Origin of the sequence: Streptosporangium roseum DSM 43021 (assembly GCF_000024865.1) — a bacterium.
Lineage (GTDB): Bacteria > Actinomycetota > Actinomycetes > Streptosporangiales > Streptosporangiaceae > Streptosporangium > Streptosporangium roseum.
The window spans coordinates 10,108,973-10,130,706 of sequence record NC_013595.1 but is presented as its reverse complement, the minus strand read 5'-3'; the positions used below and the strand labels follow the sequence as shown (position 1 = coordinate 10,130,706).

At 71.2% G+C, this 21,734-nt stretch carries 20 protein-coding genes and 1 riboswitch; of the genes, 15 read left to right on the top strand and 5 right to left on the bottom strand.

All coding sequences use genetic code 11. From position 1 onward, the window contains the following. The first annotated feature begins 113 nt into the window (after positions 1–113). Positions 114–2,000 (top strand): RNA polymerase sigma factor, encoded by a 1,887-nt coding sequence (locus tag SROS_RS44335; RefSeq protein ID WP_012895528.1) that lies wholly within the window; start codon positions 114–116, stop codon positions 1,998–2,000. A 136-nt stretch (positions 2,001–2,136) separates the two neighbouring features. Beyond that, positions 2,137–3,732: an NlpC/P60 family protein gene (locus SROS_RS53640; protein WP_012895527.1), complete on the top strand. Its 1,596-nt coding sequence runs from the start codon at positions 2,137–2,139 to the stop codon at positions 3,730–3,732. Positions 3,733–3,735: 3 nt separating this feature from the next. Here the strand turns inward: SROS_RS53640 and SROS_RS44325 are convergent, their stop codons facing one another. Further along, complete coding sequence (locus tag SROS_RS44325) at positions 3,736–4,224, bottom strand: inorganic diphosphatase (RefSeq protein WP_012895526.1); 489 nt, start codon at positions 4,222–4,224, stop codon at positions 3,736–3,738. A gap of 123 nt (positions 4,225–4,347) precedes the next feature. Here SROS_RS44325 and dacB point away from each other — a divergent pair, with 123 nt between their 5' ends. From dacB to SROS_RS44270, 11 genes are all read left to right on the top strand, one after another. Continuing rightward, entirely contained in the window at positions 4,348–5,709 is a 1,362-nt protein-coding gene (gene dacB / locus SROS_RS44320; protein WP_245564512.1) for a D-alanyl-D-alanine carboxypeptidase/D-alanyl-D-alanine endopeptidase, read from the top strand. 51 nt (positions 5,710–5,760) lie between these two features. Beyond that, a complete protein-coding gene (locus tag SROS_RS44315) occupies positions 5,761–6,960 on the top strand; it encodes a zinc-dependent metalloprotease (RefSeq protein ID WP_052317166.1) in 1,200 nt (399 codons plus the stop codon). Positions 6,961–6,982: 22 nt separating this feature from the next. Continuing rightward, complete coding sequence (gene tilS, locus SROS_RS44310; RefSeq protein WP_012895523.1) at positions 6,983–7,996, top strand: tRNA lysidine(34) synthetase TilS; 1,014 nt, start codon at positions 6,983–6,985, stop codon at positions 7,994–7,996. Between the two features lie 11 nt (positions 7,997–8,007). Continuing rightward, positions 8,008–8,565 (top strand): hypoxanthine phosphoribosyltransferase, encoded by a 558-nt coding sequence (hpt, locus tag SROS_RS44305; protein WP_218919784.1) that lies wholly within the window; start codon positions 8,008–8,010, stop codon positions 8,563–8,565. A 283-nt stretch (positions 8,566–8,848) separates the two neighbouring features. After that, positions 8,849–10,819: an ATP-dependent zinc metalloprotease FtsH gene (gene ftsH / locus SROS_RS44300; RefSeq protein ID WP_012895521.1), complete on the top strand. Its 1,971-nt coding sequence runs from the start codon at positions 8,849–8,851 to the stop codon at positions 10,817–10,819. A gap of 2 nt (positions 10,820–10,821) precedes the next feature. Further along, complete coding sequence (gene folE / locus SROS_RS44295) at positions 10,822–11,403, top strand: GTP cyclohydrolase I FolE (protein ID WP_012895520.1); 582 nt, start codon at positions 10,822–10,824, stop codon at positions 11,401–11,403. Positions 11,404–11,929: 526 nt separating this feature from the next. After that, positions 11,930–12,781 carry a dihydropteroate synthase gene (folP, locus tag SROS_RS44290; RefSeq protein ID WP_012895519.1) on the top strand — a complete coding sequence of 284 codons (852 nt, stop codon included), beginning with the start codon at positions 11,930–11,932 and terminating at the stop codon, positions 12,779–12,781. Then, complete coding sequence (locus SROS_RS44285; protein WP_012895518.1) at positions 12,778–13,215, top strand: nuclear transport factor 2 family protein; 438 nt, start codon at positions 12,778–12,780, stop codon at positions 13,213–13,215. The genes folP and SROS_RS44285 overlap by 4 nt, the downstream gene beginning before the upstream one ends. After that, positions 13,212–13,574, top strand: a complete 363-nt coding sequence (folB, locus tag SROS_RS44280; protein ID WP_012895517.1) for a dihydroneopterin aldolase — start codon at positions 13,212–13,214, stop codon at positions 13,572–13,574. The genes SROS_RS44285 and folB overlap by 4 nt, the downstream gene beginning before the upstream one ends. Continuing rightward, positions 13,571–14,068, top strand: coding sequence for a 2-amino-4-hydroxy-6-hydroxymethyldihydropteridine diphosphokinase (gene folK, locus SROS_RS44275; protein WP_012895516.1), 498 nt, complete (start codon positions 13,571–13,573; stop codon positions 14,066–14,068). The genes folB and folK overlap by 4 nt, the downstream gene beginning before the upstream one ends. After that, complete coding sequence (locus SROS_RS44270) at positions 14,065–14,517, top strand: DUF3180 domain-containing protein (RefSeq protein WP_012895515.1); 453 nt, start codon at positions 14,065–14,067, stop codon at positions 14,515–14,517. Before folK ends, SROS_RS44270 begins: the two co-directional genes overlap by 4 nt. A gap of 16 nt (positions 14,518–14,533) precedes the next feature. Here the strand turns inward: SROS_RS44270 and SROS_RS44265 are convergent, their stop codons facing one another. Both SROS_RS44265 and SROS_RS44260 read right to left on the bottom strand, forming a co-directional pair. Beyond that, positions 14,534–15,730: an NADH-quinone oxidoreductase subunit D gene (locus SROS_RS44265; protein WP_012895514.1), complete on the bottom strand. Its 1,197-nt coding sequence runs from the start codon at positions 15,728–15,730 to the stop codon at positions 14,534–14,536. 17 nt (positions 15,731–15,747) lie between these two features. After that, complete coding sequence (locus SROS_RS44260; RefSeq protein ID WP_012895513.1) at positions 15,748–17,049, bottom strand: aminotransferase class V-fold PLP-dependent enzyme; 1,302 nt, start codon at positions 17,047–17,049, stop codon at positions 15,748–15,750. A gap of 53 nt (positions 17,050–17,102) precedes the next feature. After that, a riboswitch (SAM riboswitch) is annotated at positions 17,103–17,218 on the bottom strand. Positions 17,219–17,356: 138 nt separating this feature from the next. On the opposite strand from SROS_RS44260, the gene SROS_RS44255 reads away from it, so the two are divergent. Together SROS_RS44255 and SROS_RS44250 are read left to right on the top strand one after the other, a co-directional pair. Then, positions 17,357–18,121 carry a TerC family protein gene (locus tag SROS_RS44255; RefSeq protein WP_012895512.1) on the top strand — a complete coding sequence of 255 codons (765 nt, stop codon included), beginning with the start codon at positions 17,357–17,359 and terminating at the stop codon, positions 18,119–18,121. Positions 18,122–18,141: 20 nt separating this feature from the next. Continuing rightward, the gene (locus tag SROS_RS44250; RefSeq protein WP_012895511.1) at positions 18,142–19,341 is read left to right on the top strand and encodes a cytochrome P450; all 1,200 of its coding nucleotides are present in this window, start codon (positions 18,142–18,144) and stop codon (positions 19,339–19,341) included. A 155-nt stretch (positions 19,342–19,496) separates the two neighbouring features. On the opposite strand, the gene SROS_RS44245 is transcribed toward SROS_RS44250, so the two are convergent. Then, positions 19,497–20,543, bottom strand: coding sequence for a S66 family peptidase (locus SROS_RS44245; protein ID WP_012895510.1), 1,047 nt, complete (start codon positions 20,541–20,543; stop codon positions 19,497–19,499). A 69-nt stretch (positions 20,544–20,612) separates the two neighbouring features. Next, complete coding sequence (locus tag SROS_RS44240; RefSeq protein WP_012895509.1) at positions 20,613–21,578, bottom strand: SAM-dependent methyltransferase; 966 nt, start codon at positions 21,576–21,578, stop codon at positions 20,613–20,615. Positions 21,579–21,734 lie beyond the last annotated feature (156 nt).

Sequence of the window (21,734 nt, the reverse complement as noted above, 5' to 3'; positions counted from 1 at the left end):
AGGCCATGCCGTACGGCGTTTTTTACCCACGAGGGTGACCGTATGGACACAGCTCCCGTCAACGCACGGAAATCACTGGAACTGTTAGTTACCAAACCTTTACCGTCTGTCACATGAATGACAGCGTTCTGGTCGAAGCCCTCCGCGCGCGGGAGGCGGGTGCCCTCACCGCGCTCTACGACCTGCATGCCGAGGGCCTCTACAGATACTGCTGGTTCATGCTGGGCGGCCCCGACGGCGCGCAGGTGGCGCTCCGCGACACCCTGATCGCGGCCGAGGCCCACGTCCACGCGCTCGCCGACCCCGGCCGGCTGGCGGCGTGGCTGTACGCACTCGCTCGGGGGGAGTGCGTACGGCGGCGCCCGGCGGCCGCGCCGGCACCGGCCTCGGTGGCGGGCCCGGTGCCCGCCGAGAACGGCGACGCGGGCCTGCGGGTCATGGCCCGGAACGCCACCGGGAGCCTGTCGCCCGGCGAGCGCGAGGTCCTTGAGCTGGTCTCCCGGCACGGCCTGTCCGTCGCCGACCTCGCCGCGGTGCTGGGCGTCTCGGCCAGGCGCGCCGGCGCGATGTACGGATCGGCGCGGGACCGGCTGCGCGACCTGGTCACCGTGGAGGTCCTCGCCCGCAAGGGGCCGCACGACTGCGCGAGCCGGGCACGGCTGCCGGCCGGTTTCACGGGCGAGCTCACGCCCGGCACGCGTGAGCGGATGATCCGCCACGTGAGCCGCTGCGACACCTGCGCGCCCCACCGGGCCGGGCAGGTCTCGGCGGCGAAGGTCTTCGACCTGCTGCCCGGCGTCGCGCTGCCGGAGACGCTGCGCGTGCGGGTGATGAGCGGCTTCGCCGACCCCGAGCTCGTCCCCTACCGGCAGTACGTCGCCCGCAGGACGGGACTCCTGGACGCCGCCGGGTTTCCCGTCGAGAGGGTTCGCGGGCACCGCCGCAGGTCTCGTGCGGCGATCGCTGCGGCGGCCGCGGTCGCGGCGGTGGCCGCGATGGCTCTGATCTCCCTCCAGGCCGCCATGACGTCCGGCGGGCCGCCCGCCGGCACCGCGCCGGGCGCGTCGCCGGCGACCGGCGGGCTGCCGGGCATCCGCCCGCCGCGGAGTCCGGAGCCGCGGGACACCCCGACGGCTCCGGAGTCCCGCTACGAGGGGTCCTCCGCCTATCCGATCGGGCCGGCCCCGCTGATCGGCTCCATCGGGCCGGCCCTGCCGGTCGCCGTCACCAGGCCCGAGCCCATGCCTGACCGGCGCGTTCCGGGACCCGTCCCGGCGCCCACGTCGACCGGCGGGCCGCCGGACCGGCCCGGTGGACCGACGGCGGGTCCCGCGGGGCCCTCCTGGCCCCAGGAGCCCGCGCCGGTGCTCTCTGGTCCTCCCCGGCCGGGAGCGTGGGAAAGGCCTGCTGCTCCCCGGCTGGGAACGTGGGAAAGGCCCGGTCCGCCACGCGGCCACCAGGGGATCAGGCCGCCCCGCCGCTGCCGTCCCACCCCGGGGCCGCCCCCCGCGGCTCCCCGGCCCGTGCCCACCCCCGCCGTGCCGAGCCCGGCCAGGCCCACGCCGCCTTCCACGACCGCCAGGCCTGCTCCCACGGCCCCGAAGCCTCCCAGGCCCGCTCCCACGACCGCCAAGCCTGCCCCTACGGCCCCCAGGCCCGCTCCCACGACCGCCAAGCCTGCCCCTACGGCCCCCAGGCCCGCTCCCACGACCGCCAAGCCTGCCCCTACGGCCCCCAGGCCCGCTCCCACGACCGCCAAGCCTGCTCCCACGGCCCCGAAACCTGCCCCTGCGACCGCCAAACCTGTTCCCACGACCGCCAAGCCTGCTCCCGCGCCTCCGCGGCCGGTCCCCGCGGACCGGCCCACCGGGGGGCCGCCCGCCGTGCCCGCCGCTTCCCCTGCCCGGCCCGTCGACCCGCCCGCGTCAACGGAGAGGCCGGCGGCCGAGTCCGCCGGGCCGCCGTCCGGCGCGCCCTCGGGGGCAGGGGCGGAGGCGTGACCCGGAGCCGTTCCTGCCGATATTGATTACGTTACGTGAGTTACATGTGTGCGAAGAGTGACTAAGGGGAATCTTGAGCTAGATCATTGTCACGGAACGACATGTAGCGATACGCGGCGATTCAGGAGGTGGGCACATGCAGTCTGTCGAGAGGTGCTGTCGCGCCGGTGCGGTGGTGGCGGGCCTGGCCTGCTGCCTGATCACGTGCACGGCCGTCCCGGCCGTCGCCATGCGGGACAGGGTGGGGCCATCCGCCGAGGAGGTCGCCAGGGCCCGGTCCAAGGCCGGTGAACGGAGTAAACAGCTCGGCGAGACCACAGTCCTGCTCACCAAGGCCCGGGCGGAGCTCGGCGAGCTGAGCGGCCGGGCCAGGAAGCTGACCGAGATCTACGAGGCCGAGCGCGCCAAGGCGGCCCGGGCCGAGGAGCTCCTCCGGGAGGCGAGGGAGCGGGCCGGGGCCGTCTGGGCGGAGCGGGGCCATGAGGCGGCGGCTGTGATCCCTGTCCGGGGAGACGGCGGGACGCTCTGGAACAACCCTGCCCAGGGAGGTGGGGCGGCCGCGGTCCCCGCTCAGGCGGGTGGAGCGGTCATGATCCCTCGCCAGGGTGATGGCGGGATGGTCGCGGTCCCCGCTCAGGAGGCCGCGACCGCCCTCAAGACCCGGCCGGAGACCGCTGAGACGGATGTCATCCGGGCGGAGGCCGCCGAGGAGGCCGTCCAGGCGGGGAGCACCGAGAAGGGGCCCGTCCAGACGGGGCACACCGAGAAGGAGCCCGTCCAGGCGCGGAGCACCGAGCCGGGGGCCGTCCGGGGGGAGGCCACCGAGAGGGAGCCCGCCCAGATGGGGAGCACTGAGAGGGAGCCTGTCCAGGCGAGGAGCACCGAGAGGGAGCCCGTCCAGGCGGGGGCCGCTGAGACGGGGGCCGCCAAGACGGGGGCCGCCGAGACGGGGGCCGTCGGAGCGGGGAATGTCCAGGTACGGGCTGCCGAGACGGGGAGCGCCGAGACGGGGAGTGCCCGGGGGGAGGCCGTTGAGGCGGAGGCCGCCTGCGATGAGCGGCGGGAGGCGGCGGAACGGGCGGCCGGGGCGAAGAAGGCCGCCGAGGAGGCCGTGGCCAGGCAGGTCGCCGAGACCCGGCGGATCGAGGCCGACAGGGCGCGGCTGGACAAGCAGGTGAAGGCGGAGACGATCGCCGCCGACCGGCTCGCCGGCAAGCGGGTGGCCGTACTCAAGTGGACCAGGGTCGCGAAGCAGCGCGCCCGGCAGGGCAATCGCCAGAGCGCGGCGGTGGCACGGAAGAGGGCGCGGTTCGTGGCGGCCAGAGGGACGGTGCCGACCTGGCCGCTGAACACGACCTGGCAGTCCGCGCGGGGCGACATCGCCGCCGACTGGGCGCTCACCCAGCTCGACAAGCCCTACCTGTGGGCGGCCACGGGGCCCCGCAGCTACGACTGCTCAGGCCTGACCATGCAGGCGTGGGCGCGGGCCGGGGTCAGGCTCGACCACTGGACGGGCACCCAGTGGACCTCGGGGCGGCACGTCCAGCTCAGCCAGGTCCGCCGGGGCGACCTGCTGTTCTTCGGGCGGATCACCCGCAATCCAGGCGACATCTCCCATGTGGGGATCTACATCGGCAGGGGGCTGATGGTGCACGCCCCGCAGACCGGGGACGTGGTTCGGGTCGCGCCGATATGGCGCAGGGACCTCGTCGGCGCGACCCGTCCGGACTGACGCTCAGTGCTGGTTGTCCTTCTCGCGCCTGATGGAGCGGACGATCTCCTCCTCGGCCTCGACCCGGCCGACCCAGTTGGCGCCCTCGACGGACTTGCCGGGCTCCAGGTCCTTGTAGACCTCGAAGAAGTGCTGGATCTCCAGGCGGTCGAACTCCGGCACGTGGTGGATGTCGCGGATGTGCTCCATCCGGGGGTCCGTGGCGGGAACGCACAGGACCTTGTCGTCGCCGCCCTTCTCATCGGTCATGCGGAACATGCCGACCGCGCGGCACTTGATCAGGCAGCCGGGGAAGGTCGGCTCCTGGAGCAGCACCAGGGCGTCGAGGGGGTCGCCGTCCTCACCGAGGGTGTTCTCGATGAAGCCGTAGTCGGCGGGGTACTGCGTGGAGGTGAAGAGCATCCGGTCGAGCCTGATCCGCCCGGACTCGTGGTCCACCTCATACTTGTTCCGTTGCCCCTTGGGAATCTCAACGAGAACGTCGAACTCCACCGCTTTTTCCTCCGCTCAAGCCCCCCGGGCACCCCCGGCCGGGCATTAGTGTCTCGTAAGCGTTAATACCTGTTGGATACCGATTGATGAGAGGTCGGCGACGTCATGCGGCGTGAGCGGTGGGTGGCCTTGGTCACTCTCGTCTTGCTGCAGATTTTCGTCGTCGCGGCCGGCGCCCACCTGCTGACCAGCGGTCTGCTGGTCGAGAAGGCGCCCGGATCGGCCGCTCCGGCGGAGCCGCCTCCCGTCCCGGTCATCACCGCGAGTCCGGTGCTGGCCGCGGGGGGGAACGGACCTCTCCCGGCCAAGAGTACTTTGGCGGGGCGGCTCACCGAGGCGTTGGGGGACCCCGCACTGGGCGGGAACGTCGGAGCCGTGGTTCTCGACGCCGAGACCGGCGCCACGTTGTTCGGCAGCGGAGCCGACGGCGGCGTCACCCCGGCCTCCACCACGAAGCTGGTCACCTCGGTCGCCTCGCTGGCCTCGCTGGGGCCTGACGCCAGGTTGAGCACCCGCGTGGTCCGGGGCTCCTCGCCGGGTTCGATCGTCCTGGTCGGCGGCGGCGACCCCACCCTGACGGCCCGCAAGCCGTCCGCGGTCCCCGCCTACCCCCAGCCGGCCTCGCTCGCCTCCCTCGCCCTGCGTACGGCCAGGGCCCTGAAGGCGGCCGGGACCACCAAGGTGACGGTGGCCTACGACGACGGTCTCTACACCGGGCCGACCATCTCCCGGACGTGGAAGCCCAACTACGTGCCCGACGGCGAGGCAGCCCCCGTCACGGCGCTCATGGTCGACGAGGGCAGGGTCGCCCCGGGCATCCGCCAGCGGGTCGCCGACCCCTCCCGCGCGGCGCACGGCGCGTTCGTCTCGATGCTGTCGAAGCAGGGCATCGCGGTCTCCAGATCCGCCCGCCGGGTCAAGGCCCCGGCCGGCGCCCAGGAGATCGCCCGCGTCGACTCCGCCCCGGTCTACGCGCTGGTCGAGCGGGCGCTGACGCTGAGCGACAACGACCTGTCGGAGGCCCTGGCCAGGCAGGTGGCGATCAAGGAGGGCAGGCCCGCCTCCTTCGACGGAGCGGCGGCGGCCGTCCACCAGGTGCTGACCCGACTGAAGGCGGCCGAGGGCGTGCGGGTCTTCGACGGCAGCGGGCTGTCGCCCCGGAACCGCATCACCCCCATGGGCCTGGCCCGTCTGATCGCGGTGGCGGCCTCCCCGGCGAATCCCCGCCTGCACCCGATCGTCAGCGGCATGCCCATCGCCGGGTTCAGCGGCACCCTCGGTCACCGGTTCGGCAGGATCCACTCTGCCTACGGGCTGATCCGCGCCAAGACCGGCACCCTCAACGGGGTCAGCACACTGGCGGGTATGACCACCACCAGGGCCGGCCGGCTGGTGACTTTCGCCTTCATGGCGGACGACATCCCCGCGGGCAGGAACGCCGAGGCGGCCCTCGACAGACTCGCCGCCACGGTGGCCGCGAGCTGACCGCGGGCTCGGGGCGCGCGGCCGGGAAGGAGACCGCGTACGGTGGACGGTATGCAGGTGATCGACTGGGACCTTGCCGTAGCGACCGGAACGCGCCTGGTGCGCCCCGGGCCGCAAGTGAGCCGAGAGGAGGCCCGGCAGGCGGTCGCGGAGCTGCGACAGCTATCCCGTGAGGCCGAAGGGCACGTCCGGGAGTTCACCCGGATCGACACCGAGACCGCGCCGCAACCGGCCACGATCGTCGACCGGTCCGGCTGGATCAAGGCCAACGTCGAGGGCTTCCGGGTGGTCCTGGAGCCGCTGACCGAGCGGATGGCCGCGCGCAGGGACCAGACGCCGGCGATCGTGAGCGCGGTGGGCTCGCGCATCACCGGGGTCGAGGTCGGCGCGGTGCTGGCCTTCCTCGCCTCCCGCGTTCTCGGGCAGTACGAACTGTTCCTCCCGCCCGACCCCTCGGGCCGGGAGGCCATCGGCCGGCTCACCCTGGTCGCGCCCAACATCGTGCACGCCGAGCAGGAGCTCGGCGTCCACCCCCGCGACTTCCGTCTCTGGGTCTGCCTGCACGAGGAGACCCACCGGGTGCAGTTCACCGGTGTCCCCTGGCTGCGGGAGTACATCCGCTCCCAGATGACCGAGTTCCTGCTCGCCTCCGACATGGACCTGCCCACCCTCCTGGAGCGGCTCCGCTCGGCCGCCGACGCGGTCGCCGACGCCGTCCGGGGCGGCGAGGGCAACCTGATCGACGCGATCCAGACCCCCGAGCAGAAGGAGATCCTCGACCGGCTCACCGCGGTGATGACCCTGGTCGAGGGCCACGGCGACTACGTCATGGACGCGGTCGGCCCCTCGGTGGTCCCCTCGGTCGCCGACATCCGGGCCAAGTTCCACCACCGCCGTGAGGGAGGGTCCCGCCTCGACCGGACGGTCCGCAAGCTGCTCGGCGTCGACCTCAAGATGAAGCAGTACGCCCAGGGCTCCGGCTTCGTCCGCACCGTCGTCGACCAGGTGGGCATGGACGGCTTCAACAAGGTCTGGACCTCCGCGGAGACCCTCCCGACCCAGGAGGAGATCGCCCACCCCGACCGCTGGATCGCCAGGGTGATCGGCACCCCGGCCCTTCCCGTCGCCGGGGCCGACGGTGTCACGGATCTCCGGAGAACCGGGACCGACGACGGTGACGCCGCCCGTCCCGAGACCAGGATCGAAGGGGAGAACGAGACCGGGGACGAGGCCGACGGCACCACGGGCTGACCGGAGGCCGGACAATGGCGGCATGGGTCCGCCTCCCGCCGTCGCCGACGTCCGCCGTGCCGTACGGCATGCCCTGGACGACCTGGAGCCAGGCGATCTCGTGCTGGTCGCGTGCAGCGGCGGCGCCGACTCCCTGGCGCTCGCGGCCGGGCTGGGGTTCGTGGCGCCCCGCGCCGGGCTCAGTGCCGGGCTGCTGACCGTCGACCACGGTCTGCAGGAGGGCTCCCCGGACCGGGCCGCCGGCGTCGTACGGCTCGCGCCCGCCTTCGGGCTCGACCCCGCCGAGGCGCTGAGCGTCTCGGTCGGCACCTCGGGAGGGCCCGAGGCGGCCGCGAGGGAGGCGAGGTACGCCGCGCTGTCGGAGGCCGCGGTGCGGCTCGGGGCGGCGGCCGTGCTTCTCGGGCACACCAGGGACGACCAGGCCGAGACCGTCCTGCTCCGGCTGGCCCGGGGGAGCGGGACGCGGTCGCTGGCGGGGATGCCGGCGCGGGCGGGGCTCTACCGGCGTCCGCTGCTGGAGCTCGGCCGGCGGACGACCGTGGCGGCCTGCGCGGCGCTCGGGCTGTCGCCGTGGGACGACCCGCACAACCTCGATCCCCGCTACACCCGGGTCCGGGTCCGCGAGCGGCTGCTGCCCGCCTTCGAGGACGAGCTGGGCCCGGGGGTCGCCGAGGCGCTCGCCCGGACCGCCGACCTGTGCCGGGACGACGCCGACGCGCTCGACGGCTGGGCCGACGCGGTCTACGCGCGGGCGGTCGTCTCCGATTCCGCTCTAAGCGATATCGGAGCGGTGACGGTGGCCGTACCGGAGGTGGAGGACGTGCCGGCCGCGGTGCGGCGGCGGGTGTTGCGCCGGGCGGCGATCGAGGCCGGAGCCCCGCCGGGCACGCTCGCCGCGTTTCACATCCTCCAGGTGGACCGTCTGGTCACCGACTGGCGGGGCCAGCGGCGCGTGGAGGTCCCCGGGGGGGTGGGAGCGGTCCGGCGGTATGGCACCCTGATATTCGCCAGACAGCCAGCAAGCCCCGTCTCGTAAGGAAATCCCAGGTGGACGCAGCCGACATGGGCAAGGACCTCTCGAAGGTCCTCATCCCGGAGGAAGAGCTCCAGGCAAAGATCAAGGAGCTCGCGAGCCGGATCGACGAGGATTACGCGGGCAAGGACCTGCTGATCGTGGGAGTGCTCAAGGGGGCGGTCATGGTCATGGCCGACCTGGCCAGAGCCCTGCATGTGCCGGTCCAGATGGACTGGATGGCCGTCTCCTCCTACGGCGCGGGCACCAAGTCCTCGGGCGTCGTGCGCGTGCTCAAGGACCTCGACACCGACATCGCCGGCCGTCACGTGCTGGTCGTCGAGGACATCATCGACTCCGGCCTGACCCTGTCGTGGCTGGTGCACAACCTGAAGTCACGCAATCCCGCCTCGGTCGAGATCTGCGCCGCGCTGCGGAAGCCGGACGCGGTCAAGGTGCCGATCGATGTGAAATACATCGGCTTCGACATTCCCAATGAGTTCGTCATCGGTTATGGGCTCGACTACGCGGAGCGATACCGCAACCTTCCCTTCATCGGGACCCTCGCCCCGCATGTGTATGGAGCGGGCTGAAAAAGTACGCCCTGCGCGAAGCGCGCCCCTCCAGGGGGCCGACATTGCTCATAGCGGCGGGGAACACCGGGCTACTTGACGTACGTTGGTAGGGCAAAGCCGGTACCGCCCGGGCAGTTACTCTGCGCGGCACGCCGGTGTACCTTCGGACACCAAAGAGATGACCTTTCGGGGTGTCTCTGGGGAGTCAGTTGGAGCGGTTAGGGATACCGCGAACCCCGGGTTCGCCCGGGGTGTCAGGCCTTGGTCAGGAAGGGACGGGCCCGCCGGGGTTCCGCATCGGATGGATCTCAAGCGATTTACACGTGGGCCACTGCTGTGGATCCTGGGCATCGTCGTGCTGCTCCTGCTCGTCACCACGATGTGGAGCGGCGACGGCAACTACGAGAAGGCCGACACTTCGAAGATCATTAGTTGGATCGACGAAGGCAAGGTCTCCAACGCGAAGATCATCGACAAGGACCAGCGCATCGAGGTCACTCTGACCGACAAGAAGCGCTACTACTCCTCGTGGGTGACCGGGCAGGGTGTCCAGCTCGCAGACAAGCTCGAAGCCGCCGAGAACAGCGGCAAGCTCACCGGCGGCTACACCGTCGACGTGCCGAAGGAGAACTTCCTCCTCGGCCTCCTGGTGAGCTTCCTGCCGATCGTCATCATCGTGCTGATCTTCCTGTTCATCATGAACCAGATGCAGGGCGGCGGCTCCCGGGTGATGAACTTCGGCAAGTCGAAGGCCAAACTCATCACCAAGGACACCCCGAAGACCACCTTCGCCGACGTCGCGGGCGCGGACGAGGCCATCGAGGAGCTCCAGGAGATCAAGGAGTTCCTGCAGGCCCCGGCCAAGTTCCAGGCGATCGGCGCGAAGATCCCCAAGGGCGTCCTGCTCTACGGCCCGCCCGGAACCGGCAAGACCCTGCTCGCCAGGGCCGTCGCCGGCGAGGCCGGGGTGCCGTTCTACTCGATCTCCGGTTCCGACTTCGTCGAGATGTTCGTCGGTGTCGGCGCCTCGCGAGTCCGCGACCTGTTCGAGCAGGCCAAGGCGAACGCGCCGGCGATCATCTTCATCGACGAGATCGACGCGGTGGGCCGTCACCGCGGCGCCGGTCTCGGCGGTGGTCACGACGAGCGCGAGCAGACGCTGAACCAGCTCCTCGTCGAGATGGACGGCTTCGACGTCAAGGGCGGCGTGATCCTGATCGCCGCGACCAACCGGCCCGACATCCTGGACCCGGCACTGCTGCGTCCGGGACGTTTCGACCGCCAGGTCACCGTCGACCGTCCCGACCTGGAGGGCCGTAAGGGCATCCTCAAGGTGCACGGCCGCGGCAAGCCGTTCGCCGAGGGCGTCGAGCTCGACATCATCGCCCGCCGGACGCCCGGTTTCACCGGTGCCGACCTGGCGAACGTGATCAACGAGGCCGCGCTGCTCACCGCCCGCGCGGACCAGAAGCTGATCACGATGGAGATGCTCGAGGAGTCCATCGACCGCGTGATGGCCGGTCCGGAGCGCAAGACCCGCGTCATGTCGGACCAGGAGAAGAAGATCATCGCGTACCACGAGGGTGGTCACGCCCTGGTCGCGCACGCGCTGCCCAACTCCGACCCGGTCCACAAGATCACGATCCTGTCCCGCGGCCGCGCCCTCGGTTACACGATGACGCTGCCGATGGAGGACAAGTTCCTGGCGACCCGCTCGGAGATGCTGGACCAGCTCGCGATGCTGCTGGGCGGGCGCACGGCGGAGGAGCTCGTCTTCCACGAGCCCACCACCGGTGCCTCCAACGACATCGAGAAGGCCACCTCCATCGCCCGCCGCATGGTCACCGAGTACGGCATGAGCGAGCAGCTCGGCGCGCGGAAGTTCGGCAGCGGCAACGCCGAGGTCTTCCTCGGCCGTGAGATGGGTCACGAGCGCGACTACTCCGAGAAGATCGCCTCCACGATCGACGAGGAGGTGCGCCGCCTGATCGAGGCCGGCCACGACCAGGCCTGGGAGATCCTCGTCGAATACCGCGACGTGCTCGACAACCTGGTGCTCGAACTCATGGAGAAGGAGACGCTCTCCCGCGACATGGTGCTGCAGATCTTCGCGCCGGTGGTCGTCAAGGAGAAGCGCCCCTCCTACTCCGGCTACGGCAAGCGGCTCCCCTCGGACCGCCCGCCGATCCTGACCCCGAAGGAGCAGTCCGGCAACGGCGCGCTCCCCGCGGGCGCGGGTCACGTCGACTCCGTGCCCAGGGACGGGAACTGAGTGTGAGTGTGAAGCCGTTGCAGGTCGATTCGGCCCGGATCGAGAAAGCCGTCCGCGAGATCCTGATCGCGCTCGGTGAGGATCCGGACCGGGACGGCCTGCAGGACACCCCGGCCCGCGTCGCCCGCGCCTACGCGGAGCAGTTCGCCGGGCTGGGGCAGTCCCCGGAAGACGTACTGACCACGGTCTTCGACGTCGACCACGACGAGATGGTGCTCGTGCGCGACATCGAGGTCTACTCGACCTGCGAGCACCACCTGGTGCCGTTCCACGGTGTCGCCCACGTCGGTTACATCCCGAACGAGAAGGGTCAGGTCACCGGCCTGTCCAAGCTCGCCCGCCTCGTCGACGTCTACGCCCGCCGCCCCCAGGTCCAGGAGCGGATGACCTCCCAGATCGCCGACGCGCTCATGAGCGTGCTGGAGCCCCGCGGGGTCATCGTCGTCATCGAGTGCGAGCACCTCTGCATGACCATGCGAGGTGTCCGCAAGCCCGGTGCCAAGACCATCACCTCGGCTGTGCGCGGTGATTTCCGCAACAGCGACAAGACGCGCGCCGAAGCGATGGCGCTCATCCTCCGCTGATCCCCGCTCCTTGCCCGCAGATATCCCGCCTTGTTCGGGCCGCCACGGCGGCCTGAACAAGGTTTCTGTTTTGGGGCCGGGTTCGAAAGCCCTCCAATCCTGCTTTGCTCGGGCTAATATCTCCACACTTGCCAAGGTCCGGCATGCTCCGAACTCCTGATCCGAATGCTCTCCGATCGGTTGACCGGGACAGATGCGGCCCAACCGGGGAGATGATCGCCAGAAATGTCACCGATTGTCCACGCCGGTCCGTCGCTCCGGCGGCCGCCGTCCCGGCCCGGCCGGTCACTGTGACAGTTGTCACGTCCGAGCGGCCGTGGCCCGCGCGGGGCGTCACCGGACGGCGCCCGCCGAGGGCGGGGGCCGGCGGAGCCCGGCGGAGCTTCAGGATCTGTGCGGAGGAGAACATGGCCGGCGGATGCCCCGATCGGCGGCTGTCCGCCCCGGGATGGACGGGCTGCTTCGTTATGGCACAAGCTGGACCCGCGAGATGGGCGAAGAGTGGACTACGCCTAGGCTTGTCCGCATGACTACGTGGAGTGTGCCGGGGATGCCCGACGAGGGCCGATGCCTGGTGATGGGCGTGGTCAACGTGACCCCCGACTCGTTCTCCGACGGCGGGCGGTGGTTCGACCCGGCGACGGCCGTACGGCACGGCCTGGAGCTGGTCGAGCAGGGCGCCGACATCGTCGACGTGGGCGGGGAGTCCACCAGGCCCGGCGCGGCGAGGGTGTCGCTCGAAGAGGAGCTGGCCAGGGTCGAGCCGGTCATCAGGGAGCTGAGCCGGGAGGGTGTCACGGTCAGCGTCGACACCATGCGGGCCGAGGTCGCCCAGGCGGCCGTGGCGGCCGGGGCGAAGCTGGTCAACGACGTCAGCGGCGGCCTCGCGGATCCGGCGATGCCGCGCGTCGTCGCCGAGTCCGGAGTGCCGTACGTGGTGATGCACTGGCGGGGCCACAGCCACGCCATGAACAGCAGGGCGGTCTACGGCGACGTCGTGACCGAGGTGCGGGAGGAGCTCTCCAAACGGGTCTCCTCCGTGCTGGCCGAGGGGGTGGCCGACAATCAGATCGTGCTCGACCCGGGCTTGGGCTTCTCCAAGAACCCCGAACACAACTGGGCTCTGCTCGCGGGGCTGGACCAGCTCGCTGAGCTGGGCTACCCGATGATCATCGGGGCCTCGCGGAAGCGTTTCCTGGGCCGGCTCCTCGCGGACCCGGACGGCACCCCGCGTCCTTTCAGTCGCAGTGATGACGCCACGCTCGCCGTGACCGCCCTCGTCGCACAGGCGGGGGCATGGTGTGTGCGCGTGCATGACGTACGCCCGAACGCGGACGCCGTCCGTGTGGCTGCCGCAGTTCAGGGAGCGAGAGCATGAGCGTCGACACCACCGCCGTCGAGACGGTCAACCAGGCGTTCTACACCGCGATCGAGAACGCCGACCTCGACAGGATGACCGAGATCTGGGCCGAGGACGTCGACGGCGAGCAGGTGAGCTGCGTGCACCCGGGATGGCCGATCGTGAACGGCCGCCAGGAGGTGCTGCGCTCCTGGGCGCTCATCATGGCCAACACCCCCTACATCCAGTTCGTGCTGACCGACGTCCGCGTCATGGTCCTGGGTGACGTGGCCATCCTCACCTGCGAGGAGAACATCCTCACCGCGGGAGACGAGGGCGACTCCAGCTTCGCCGCGGGCAAGGTCGTGGCGAGCAACACCTTCATCAGGACGGAGTCGGGGTGGCGGCTCTGGCTGCACCACGGCTCACCGGTGCTGCAGGGCGACGAAGACGAGGAAGAGGAAGCCGCGTGACCGACCGGATCAGTGTGAAGGGCCTGCGGGCGCGAGGACGGCACGGCGTGCTGGCCGCCGAGCGCGAGCTCGGCCAGGAGTTCGTCGTCGACGCCACGCTCTTCCTCGACACGGCGCCCGCGGCGGCCGGAGACGACCTGACCAAAACCGTGCACTACGGCGAGCTCGCCCAGGACCTGGTGAAGGTCGTGGAGGGCGAGCCGGTCAATCTGATCGAGACCCTGGCCCAGCGCCTGGCGGATGTCTGCCTGGCCCGCGAGCAGGTGCTGTCGGCGGAGGTGAGCGTGCACAAGCCGGCCGCGCCGATCCCACTGCCGTTCGACGACGTGGTCGTGACGATCACCCGGAGCCGGGGATGAAGGTCGTGCTGGCGCTCGGCAGCAACCTGGGCGACCGGTTCGACACGCTGCAGGGCGCGCTCGACTCGCTCTTCGACGCGCCGGGCCTCGAATTCGTCGCGGTGTCGCCGGTCTACGAGACCGACCCGTTCGGCGGCCCCGAGCAGGGGCCCTACCTCAACGCGGTGGTGATCGCGCATAGCACCCTGGAACCCAGGACGCTCCTCGATCGTGCTCAAGGTGTGGAGAACGCCTTCGGCCGGGTCCGGGCAGAGCGCTGGGGAGCGCGCACCCTGGACGTCGACCTGATCACCGTGGGGGACGTCGTCTCCGACGACCCCGAGCTGACGCTGCCGCACCCCCGGGCACACGAGCGCGCGTTCGTGCTGGTGCCGTGGTCGCGGGCCGACCCGGACGCGGTCCTGTCCGGTCGCCGGGTCGACGACCTGCTGGCCGCGCTGGACCAGGACTACGTACGGCTCCGCGCCGACCTGACGCTGCAGAGGCCCATTTGAAGCCGACCCGCCCCGGCGTGCTCGTCGGTCTCCTCATCGTGTTCGCGATCATCACCTGGGCACTGCTGAAGCCCCTCTACTCGTCCCTGCCGACCGTGCCGTGGACCGCGATCCCCACGGTGCTCCTGCTGGCCGTCGGCGAGATCTACAGCGGATGGATGACCAAGGCCCGGATCGAGCGCAGGGGCGACACCAAGCCCGTCGAACCGCTGGCCGTGGCCCGGCTCGCGGCCCTGGCCAAGGCCTCCGCGTACGGCGGGGCGATCTTCGGCGGAATCTTCGCCGGATTCACCCTCTACACCGCCGAGCTGCTGGAGCAGGGCGTGCCGCGCCGCGACTTCCTCATCACCGGCGGCTCGTTCGTCGTCTGCGTGCTGCTGGTGTGCGCCGCCCTCTACCTGGAGTACTGCTGCAAGGTGCCGAAGGACTCCTCGGAGGAGGACCGCTAGTCCGCCCGCGCGGGGGTCACTTGTCGATGTCGCCCACGACGAAGAACATCGACCCGAGGATGGCCACCATGTCGGCGAGCAGCTGGCCCGGCAGCATCTCGCGCAGCACCTGGACGTTGTTGTAGGAGGCCGAGCGGAGCTTCATCCGCCACGGGGTCTTCTCGCCGCGGGAGACCAGGTAGTAGCCGTTGATGCCGAGCGGGTTCTCGGTCCAGGCGTAGGTGTGGCCCTCGGGGACCTTGAGCACCTTGGGCAGGCGCTGGTTGACGGGCCCCTGCGGCAGCTCCCGGAGCCGCTCCAGGCAGGCGTCGGCCAGGTCCAGGGAGACCTTCACCTGCTCCAGGAGCACCTCGAACCGGGCGCGGCAGTCTCCGGCCGACCGGGTCACGACCCGCACCGGCAGCTCGCCGTAGGCGAGGTAGGGCTCGTCCCTGCGCAGGTCGATGTCCACCCCCGAGGCACGGGCGATGGGGCCGCTCACGCCGTACTGCATGATCGTCTCGCGGTCCAGCACGCCCACCCCGACCGTGCGGGCCAGGAAGATCTCGTTCCCGGCGACCAGGTTCTCGATGTCGGGCAGCCGCCGCCGCACGTCCGCGACGGCGCGCGAGGCCCGGCCGCTCCACCCCTCGGGCACGTCCTCCTTGAGGCCGCCGACCCGGTTGAACATGTAGTGCATCCGGCCGCCGGAGATCTCCTCCATCACGGCCTGGAGGGTCTCGCGCTCCCGGAACGCGTAGAAGACCGGGGTGATCGCGCCGAGCTCCAGCGGGTAGGAGCCGAGGAACATCAGGTGGCTGAGGACCCGGTTGAGCTCGGCCAGCAGGGTGCGCATCCAGACGGCCCGGACGGGCACCTCCATGCCGAGCATCCGCTCCACCGCGAGCACGACGCCCAGCTCGTTGGCGAACGCCGACAGCCAGTCGTGCCGGTTGGCCAGCACGATGATCTGCCGGTAGTCGCGCACCTCGAACAGCTTCTCCGCGCCGCGGTGCATGTAGCCCACGATCGGCTCGGCCGCGCTGATCCGCTCCCCGTCCAGCGTGAGCCGCAGCCGCAGCACCCCGTGCGTGGACGGATGCTGCGGCCCGATGTTGAGGACCATGTCCTCGGTCGCGAGCTCCTTGCCGCGCACTCCGTGCACGGCGTCCGCTCCGGCGCCGATCCCTACGCTGATCTCCCGGGGCGCGCCTGCGGCACGACGCTCAGTCATAAGGCCATGCTGTCACGTCAGTCCCGGTTGAGGAGATCCCGCAGAGCGGTGACCAGACGGTCGACGTGCTCCTCGGTGGTGCCGATCCCGATGGAGGCGCGGACGGCGGAGGCGGTGACGTCGTCGCAGCCGCCGTCCTTGGCGCCGAGGAGGTGGCGGACGAAGGGGTGGGCGCAGAACTTGCCGTCGCGCACGCCGATGCCGTACTCGCCGGACAGGACCTCGGCGACCTCGCGGGCGGTGAAGCCGTCCACCACGAAGGAGACGATGCCGACGCGGGGGTGGTCGGGGCCCCACAGGGAGAGCTCGTGGACGCCCTCGATGCCGGCGAGCCCGGCGCGGAGGCGGCCGATGAGACGCTCCTCCTCGCGGATCAGGGCGCTCCAGCCGGTGGCGCTCAGCGCGTCGCAGGCGGCGGCCAGGGCGATGGCGCCCAGGACGTTCGGGGTGCCGGCCTCGTGGCGGGCCTCGGGGTCGGTGTGCCACTCGGTCTCGTCGTCGTTGACGGCCTTCACCGCGCCGCCGCCCCGCAGGTACGGCTCCGCCGCCGCCAGCCAGTCCGTCCGGCCGATCAGGGCGCCCGTGCCGAAGGGGGCGTAGAGCTTGTGGCCGGAGAAGACCACGTAGTCCAGGTCCAGCGCGGTCAGGTTGAGACGGCGGTGCGGGACGAGCTGGGCGGCGTCGACGAGGATGCGGGCGCCGTGGCGGTGGGCGATGTGGGCCAGGGCGGCGATCGGCCAGAGCTCGCCGGTGACGTTGGAGGCGGCGGTCACCACCAGCAGCTTGGGGCCGTCGATCCCGGCCAGCGCCTCGTCGGCGGCGCGGACCGCCTCGCCGGGGAAGGCGGGGGGCGCCAGCCGTACGGCGTCGGCCCAGGGCAGGAGCGAGGCGTGGTGCTCGGTGTCGAAGACCACGGCGGTGGTCCCCTCGGGCAGGCTGCGGGCCAGCAGGTTGGTGGCGTCGGTGGTGTTCCGGGTGAAGATCACCGAGTCGTCGGGGCGCGCCCCGACGAAGGCGCGGACCGTGTGCCGGGCCTGCTCGTAGCGGGCGGTGGTGAGCTGGGAAGCGTATCCGGCGCCGCGGTGGACGCTGGAGTAGGCCGGGAGCGCGGCGGCGACGGCGGCGCTCACCGGCTCCAGACAGGGCGCGCTGGCGGCGTAGTCGAGGTTGGCGTAGGGGACGAGCCTGCCGCCCTTGACCGGGACCTCAAGGTCCGAGCCGAGCACGGCGGGGATCCGCCGGCCCCCGGAGGCGCGGGTCGCCGGGACGGTCACGGCTGCGGTGGTGGTGGCGGAGGTGAAGATCGTCAGTGCGGACACGCCGAGGCTCCCTAAGAGGTCATCGGACCCCAAGCCGTGGCGTTGGTGCGTGGAGCCCGCGCTTGCCCGGCACACATCGCGCCGGACCAGGTCCTCACCCGGGGCACCCCGCCGCGGACGCGAGGGTTGCCGGCCAGCGAGCCGGGGCTTGTCACTGGCACTCATGACCTACAGCGGAACTATAACCGACACCCGGCCGGGCTCCGCAAGTCTCCAAAATGCGCAGATGTGATCCCGGTTCAGGAACTCCTGGAGGTGCTCACCCGTCTAGGCAGTGACCCCGCAACGCCTGCTGAAGGAGTGAACGATGGATTGGGTGACCAACCCGGAGATCTGGATAGGGTTTGTCACCCTTGTCGGTCTGGAGATCGTGCTCGGCATCGACAACATCATCTTCATCTCGATCCTGGCGGGGAAGCTCCCGCCGGAGCAGCGGGACAAGGCGCGCAAGCTGGGCCTCCTCGCCGCCCTGCTGAGCCGGCTCGCGCTGCTGCTGGCGCTGTCGTGGGTGGTGAAACTCACATCACCCCTGTTCGAGGTCTTCGACCAGCCGGTCTCGGGGCGCGACCTGATCCTGATCTTCGGCGGTCTCTTCCTGCTGGGCAAGAGCGTCTTCGAGATGCACGACAGCCTTGAGGGCAAGTCGGGTCACGCCAGCGGCAAGGTCGCCGCCTCCTTCACCTCGGTGATCCTCCAGATCATGGTCCTGGACATCGTGTTCTCCCTCGACTCGGTGATCACCGCGGTCGGCATGGTCGACGAGCTCGGCGTCATGGTCGCGGCCGTCGTCGTCTCGGTCGTCGTGATGCTCTTCGCCTCCGGCCCGATCAGCCGCTTCGTGGACAAGCACCCGAGCATCAAGATGCTCGCCCTGTCGTTCCTGGTCCTGATCGGGGTGGTGCTCATCGCCGAGGGCTTCGAGCAGCACATCTCCAAGGGCTACATCTACTTCGCGATGGCGTTCTCGCTCGCCGTGGAGCTGCTGAACATCCGGCTGCGCAGCAAGTCCAACGGGGAGAAGCCGGTCGAGCTGCACCAGCGTTACGAGGCGGACAAGCAGACTGAGTCCTAAGTCAACATTACGATGTTGACGTGCGCTTTGATCCTTGGAATCCGGAATTCGTCGCCCATCCCTATGACGTCTACGAGGAGCTGAGGCGGGAGCGGCCGGTCAGCTTCTTCGAGCCGACCGGCCAGTGGCTGATCGCCCGGCACGCCGACGTCAACGCGCTGCTGCGCGACCGCAGACTCGGCCGCTCCTACCTGCACGTGGCCACGCACCAGGAGTTCGGCAGGCCGGACGACCCCGGGTTCCAGGACCCGTTCTGGCGGGTGGTCAGGGCCGGGATGCTCGACGTCGAGCCGCCGGTCCACACCCGGCTCCGGCGGCTGGTGTCCAAGGCGTTCACCCCGCGCATGGTCGAGGCGCTCCGCCCCAAGGTCGCCCGGATCGCCGGGGAGCTGGTGGACCGGTTCGCCGAGCGCGGCGGGGGAGACCTGATCGCCGAGGTGGCCGAGCCGCTCCCGGTGACCGTGATCGCCGAGATGCTCGGCGTGCCCGAGGCCGACCGGCACCTGCTGCGGCCCTGGTCGGCCGACATCTGCGGGATGTACGAGCTCAACCCCTCGGTCGAGGCCCAGCACACCGCCGTGCGCGCGGCCGAGGAGTTCTCCGGCTACCTCGTCGAACTGGCCCGCGCCCGCCGGGCCGACCCCGGCGACGACCTGATCAGCGCGCTGGCCCTGGTGGCCGACGAGGGCGACAAGCTCACCGAGGAGGAGCTGGTCGGCACCTGCGTGCTGCTGCTCAACGCCGGGCACGAGGCCACCGTCAACGTCACCGGCAACGGCTGGTGGTCGCTGTTCCGCAACCCGGCCGAGCTGGAGCGGCTCCGCGCCGACCACGGCCTGCTCCCCACGGCGATCGAGGAGCTGATGCGGTGGGACACCCCGTTGCAGATGTTCGAACGCTGGGTCCTTGAGGACATCACGGTGGGCGGGGTGGACATCCCGCGCGGCACGGAGGTGGCGCTGCTGTTCGGCTCGGCCAACCGCGACCCCGGGGTGTTCGCCGACCCCGACCGCCTGGACGTCGGCCGGGTGGACAACCCGCACATCTCCTTCGGCGCGGGCATCCACTTCTGCCTGGGCGCGCCGCTGGCCAGGATCGAGCTGATCGAGTCGTTCGGCGCGCTGCTGCGCAGGGCGCCGAAGCTGGAGCTGACCGCCGAGCCCTCGTGGGGACCGGGCTACATCATCCGGGGGCTCACCTCCCTCGACGTGCGGGTCTGACCCTGGGGTGAGGGTCTGAACCGGCCGCTCGCCCCCGAGCTCTTCGGGGGCGAGCCGCCCGGACGCTCTGGGCGGGCGCGCGGACCGGGGCGCCGGCCGTACGTGCGCGCCGGTGGCGCGGTCGGTCAGAGAGCGGTCGGTCAGGGAGCGGTCGGTCAGAAATGGGCGATGACGCGCCGGGCGGGGCCGTCCACGGTCACCAGCCCGCCGTACGGCAGGACCCACTGGGGATCGGTGTGCCCGAAGTCGACGCCGAACACCGCCATGGCCTCGGGACTGTAGTGGTCAAGCGCCCGAAGGATCGCCTCGCGCTGCTCGGCGCGGTAGCCGTCCCGCTCGTCGGACGCGGTGCGGCGCTGCAGGCTGCTGGCTTTGGCCGTGCCGACGAGGATGGCCGGGAACTGCGCGAGCAGCCCGCGTTCGCCCGCGTTGCGCAACATGTGGAACACCTCCGGGGCCGAGGGCATCTCCTCGGAGGTCTCCAGCAGCAGCACGCAGCCGGCATAGTCCTCGACCGGACGGATCCATCGGTCCGCGGCCAGGTTCCAGTGCAGGATCTCCAGATTGCCGCCCCAGGTGGGGGCGGTGACGACCCGGTCGGGCCGGTGCCAGGTCCAGCCGGGGCTGGGCCGGGTCGGCGCCGCGCGGTTCAACGACGCGGGATCGCCCCAGTCGAGCTCGTCCTCGCTGAACACCTCGACCGGATGCAGCTCCATGTCCCCGCCGGTCAGCAGCGCCGCCCGCAGCGAACCGGCCGACACCGGGTGCAGACCGCCACCGCGGCCGAGGTGCACCATCGTCGATCCGCCGTGATAGCCCGCCACGCCGAGGTTCCACAGCCAGTTGAGCAGGTTGGTGTTGTCGCTGTAGCCGACGAACGGCTTGGGGTCGGCGGTGACCACGGCGGGATCCAGGAAGGGCAGCACGCCGAGCTGGTCGTCCCCGCCGATCGTGGCCAGCACCGCGCGGATGCCCGGGTCGGCGAACGCGTCCATCAGATCGGCCGCCCGATCCCGCGCCGTGGCGCCCAACCGGCGGGTCGTCGGATATTCCACGGGCTCCAGCCCGAACTCGTCGCGGAGCCGCCGCATCGCCAGCTCGTGCACGGCCGGGAACATCCCCGGCGCCGCGAAGGAGGGCGACACCACCGCCACCCGGTCTCCGGCCGTCAGCTTCGGGGGGAGAGTCAGATCAGGACGCATGTCCTCATCTAACCGGGTTGCGCAACCGGAAAATTCGACCGGGCCACGCACCTGGGAACGATGCTCTCCTCAGAGGTGTGTCTGTGACAGCCAGCCGAATCCGCCGAGCCCCTCGACGGCGATCAGTTCGGCCTCCTCGGAGGCCCTGGCCAGGGCGCGGAGATAGCCGCGCGGGTCGCTGCGGGCCTGCTCGACGGGCGGGCGAGCCCCGGTGACGCCGAGGGCGCGCAGCGCCTGCCGCTGCGTGGTCAGGGCTGTCGTGGCGGCCCCGGCACGCTCTCCGGCGGCCGCGCAGGCGTCCAGGGCCACGTGCGCGGTGATGTCGCACGATCCGTCCGGCACGGGTGCGACGGCCGCCCCGTCACGGTAACCGGCCAGCGTCCCGCACGGCGGGCGGTCGTCCACAGGGTGTGCGTAGTCGATCGCGACCGCACGCCCGCGGGCCAGCCGTACGATCACCGATGCCCAGGCCTCGTCGCGTGGCCTGCCGATCTCGGCCCGCTCGCCCGCCGCCCGCATCGGCCACCAGCGGGCCAGCCAGGCCAGGTCGGCGGCCTGCGGCCTGTCTCCGAGCCGTTCCGCGCCGTTCGACGGGTCGACCAGGACCAGCCGGGGGCCGTCTGCCGTCTGCTCGGCGATGTCCACGGGCACGTTGTCCAGCCACTCGTTGGCGATCACGAGCCCGTGGATCCCGTCCGGCACGGACGCCGTCCACCCGATCTCCTCCGGCAGCCGGGCGGGCCGGTGGGCCAGGTCCACCCCGGTCACCCGCAGCCGGGAGCGGAGGCCGGGCGGTGCGGCGGCGAGCACGCCGGACGCCAGGAGGCCCTCGCCCGCGCCGATGTCCACCAGGTCGATCACCGGCGGGGCGCCGAGTGCGTCGTCCACCGCGACGAGCTCGCGCAGCACCGCCTCGGCGAAGACAGGGGAGGCGCCGACCGAGGTCCGGAAGTGCCCCGAGGGGCGCTCCCGCAGGTAGAAGCCGTTGTCGCCGTAGAGCGCATGCTCCATCGCGTCGCGCCAGGTGAGCCACACGTCAACAGACGCTACAGCGCCCGGCCCGCTCACCTGAGGAGTACGGCTCAGGTCGCCTCATGACCGGCCGGATGCCCGGCCGAAGGGGACAGGCGCCCGTCGCCGTCCGCCGATTCACGCCGTGACGTGGCTGGAACGGCTCGGCCCGTTACGCTG